The 2,686-nt window shown below is 59.2% G+C and carries 4 protein-coding genes and 1 pseudogene; all 5 read left to right on the forward strand.

From position 1 onward, the window contains the following. Nucleotides 1–196, forward strand: a pseudogene (locus tag EN932_RS38235) (hypothetical protein); the annotation flags it as partial. A gap of 129 nt (nucleotides 197–325) precedes the next feature. Continuing rightward, on the forward strand, nucleotides 326–574 hold the full coding sequence (locus EN932_RS33425) for a hypothetical protein (protein ID WP_127413103.1): 249 nt from the start codon (nucleotides 326–328) through the stop codon (nucleotides 572–574). After that, nucleotides 571–834: a hypothetical protein gene (locus tag EN932_RS33430; RefSeq protein WP_127368945.1), complete on the forward strand. Its 264-nt coding sequence runs from the start codon at nucleotides 571–573 to the stop codon at nucleotides 832–834. The genes EN932_RS33425 and EN932_RS33430 overlap by 4 nt, the downstream gene beginning before the upstream one ends. A 971-nt stretch (nucleotides 835–1,805) precedes the next feature. Then, nucleotides 1,806–2,015, forward strand: coding sequence for a hypothetical protein (locus EN932_RS33435; protein ID WP_127413104.1), 210 nt, complete (start codon nucleotides 1,806–1,808; stop codon nucleotides 2,013–2,015). A gap of 222 nt (nucleotides 2,016–2,237) precedes the next feature. After that, nucleotides 2,238–2,549, forward strand: a complete 312-nt coding sequence (locus tag EN932_RS33440) for a hypothetical protein (protein ID WP_127413105.1) — start codon at nucleotides 2,238–2,240, stop codon at nucleotides 2,547–2,549. Nucleotides 2,550–2,686 lie beyond the last annotated feature (137 nt).

Genomic DNA, 2,686 nt, shown 5'->3' on the forward strand with positions numbered 1-2,686 from the left:
CAACCGCATTGCCGTCATCAACGAGGATGGAGCTCGCCTTCACCATCGCCGTCACGGCACGGAAGCCTTTTACGACAACGGCCAGCGCCATTGGCATCGCAAGCACCATCGCCGCGATCACGTGGTCGTCACCACGGGCTCGATCGAACGCCGCCATCACCGGCGCCACGTGATCATCGAGGACAACGACGACTAAGATAAGTCGTTTGCCTGGCTCCTGTTAAAAACTGGGAGCCGGGTCGCGATTGCTCTTGTTGGCCGGAACCAAACAGAACAGACGTACTTTATCGGTCGAAGGGACCGCAACCGAATTGGAAGCGCAACAATGGCTGAAAGTCTTGATTTCGAACTTGGACGTGCAAGGTTACGCGTCAAACGAGCCGAGAAATCGCTGTCGCGCGCGAAGGAGGAAACGGACCGGGAAAATGGCGTCGCGGTCAATATTGCCTTGTGCTGCAGGATTCGGGCAGCCCGACACTGCGTTATGGAGGCTCGGGAGCGCCAGACCAGCATCGTTACGGGGCGTCATCAAATGACCTCCTATCGCAATGAAACGGAGGATTTGTCGTCATGACAATATTGTTTGAGCCGCTGGACTCGGACTATCACAAGCGCAGCGTGCTTTATCACGCGACGCGGTTGTCGATGCTACACGATCGAATGCTGATGCGTTTCGACAAGGTAGACGAAGCGGCCGATAAGGTTGAAGCCGCAGCGGCCGTGCTGGTCGATATCACCCACGGCTCTGCCGTCGAGGCGTTCCAAGACTCGGTGTTGCGGAATTCGCCGGCAGGTTTCCTTCGGATGGAAACGGGTCAGACCCTCGGGCTCTGAGCTGCGAGGAATGGCGCAAGCGCTTCCGCAGCTATGAGGGCCGACTAGCGAGGTCGCGCATCACGCGCCCGATGGGCGGGCTCTCGCGCGCGCTCAGCCACGCTTGCATAGGGGTCCAAGGGGCCGCTCAGAACCCTGCCACGTTTCGACAGCGTACGCTCTTCGCCCGTGGAGACCGGCCCGGGTCGTCCCCACTTCACGCATATGCCACCTTTCGGTGGCCATGCGGATGCCCCCGTGTGCACGCTCTCGGCGTTCGATGCTTTCGCTCGCCGTGAATCGCTTCTCGGTCGGCTATTCACGAGCTGCGCCACAGCGCGGCGGGCATGCTGTTGTCGGAAATTCGCCGGCAGCTATCCACCACCACCAACGGATCCTCCTCTGACCCGAGGTGAGCAGGACATTGGAATTACCCGGTGCTGCGCGACAAGCACGCGTACCTCCAGGCACTGCACGACCGGCGCAATGCGCAACAATCTGGGCTCAGCCCTTCAACGAAGTCGCGGTGAAGGACGCAAGGACAACGGTGCATACGTGGCGACCAGCCTTGAAGCGACGATTCAGGATTGCTCCTGAATGCGCTGAGCACCGTCAATGCAAGGCCGCGAGCCTTACTGGCGGCACAATCGATATGATCCGGCTTGCGAGGCTCGTTCGTGATGATGGAACAAGGCACGATGAGCGGGCACGTACGCTTCAGTGCTCAACCAGTGCGGGTTAAGGACCGAGCGAAGCCGTGTGCCCGTTGAGGGTGGCTGCAGCATACTCTGACCGACTTCTCGCGGGCAACGTCAAGACAGGAATGGATTCGTGCTTGACATATATGTTCCCTTTTTGTTCACTGCGCATGCCGGAGAGGCCGCCCGCCAGACTTATGCTGATCATCGCAGTCCACATAAAGGCGCTCAAACGGATAATGCTGCTCAATGGCGCTCACTACATCACGCCTACGACACGCAAGGAGAACCGAGATGGGAACGATGTACCTGGACGCCGAGGCCAAAGCCGAGCTGCAATCTGAAGCCGTGAAGCTTATCGCCCGCTACGACAGCCCACTTGAGACCGTGAAGGCGCTGATGACCTACAACTGCGAGCTAGAGACTCAGATACTCGCTATAGCCCACAGGCATCCGGGGTTAGTCTCCATTGGCTATGACGATACGCCCCCCGTCGTGGGATGACTGCGTGGACATTGCGAACTGATCCCGTCCCGCCCTACGATGACGACGATAGCGCGGATGAATGGAACGAGTCCTGACGCACTCGCGGCGCTCTGCACGGCAGGGCAAGGCCGGAGGACGAAATTGCCCATAAGCTGGCCGGATGCGACTTGGTATTACGATCCCTTGCGCGACAACCGGCAGTGTGAATTGTTCCCGGCGTGACAGGAGTGCTCTTTGGCCATGCATGACCTTATCGCTTTCATTCAAAGCAACTCTGCGCTGGTGGCGACTAACCCGCTGGCTTTTGCTACGTCTGCCGTATTGTTCGGCGGCGGCGGCTTTGCCGTTGGGCGCTATTTCCTTGCGGAGCGAATTGCCAATCTGGAAAGCCGGATTGCGAGGCGGGACGAGGAGATCACGGACCTGAAGGCCAAGCAGAAAGCACCGGAGCGGGAAGTCCCTGTGCCTCTGTTCGAGATGACAGAGATTCTTCCCCCTGCGCCACCCAACTTTAACCGGCTGTTGGTGAAAGACACCCTGCATGTCAAATAATTGCTCTCCCAACCCAAAGCCACCAGGCTGATCGCAACCACGGCCTTCGACAATGAGACCGGCGACCTCCAACCCATCGTCGGGCCGGGCAGAGCTGCCGAGTGGACAGAGCGATGCGCACTGCCAAGACACTGGCG

The organism is Mesorhizobium sp. M7A.F.Ca.US.002.01.1.1, assembly GCF_004022955.1.
Taxonomy (GTDB): Bacteria; Pseudomonadota; Alphaproteobacteria; order Rhizobiales; family Rhizobiaceae; genus Mesorhizobium; species Mesorhizobium ciceri.

Coding starts and splice junctions, on each gene's coding strand:
- EN932_RS33425 (WP_127413103.1), top strand. CDS start 326: ATGGCTGAAAGTCTTGATTTCGAACTTGGACGTGCAAGGTTACGCGTC.
- EN932_RS33430 (WP_127368945.1), top strand. CDS start 571: ATGACAATATTGTTTGAGCCGCTGGACTCGGACTATCACAAGCGCAGC.
- EN932_RS33435 (WP_127413104.1), top strand. CDS start 1,806: ATGGGAACGATGTACCTGGACGCCGAGGCCAAAGCCGAGCTGCAATCT.
- EN932_RS33440 (WP_127413105.1), top strand. CDS start 2,238: ATGCATGACCTTATCGCTTTCATTCAAAGCAACTCTGCGCTGGTGGCG.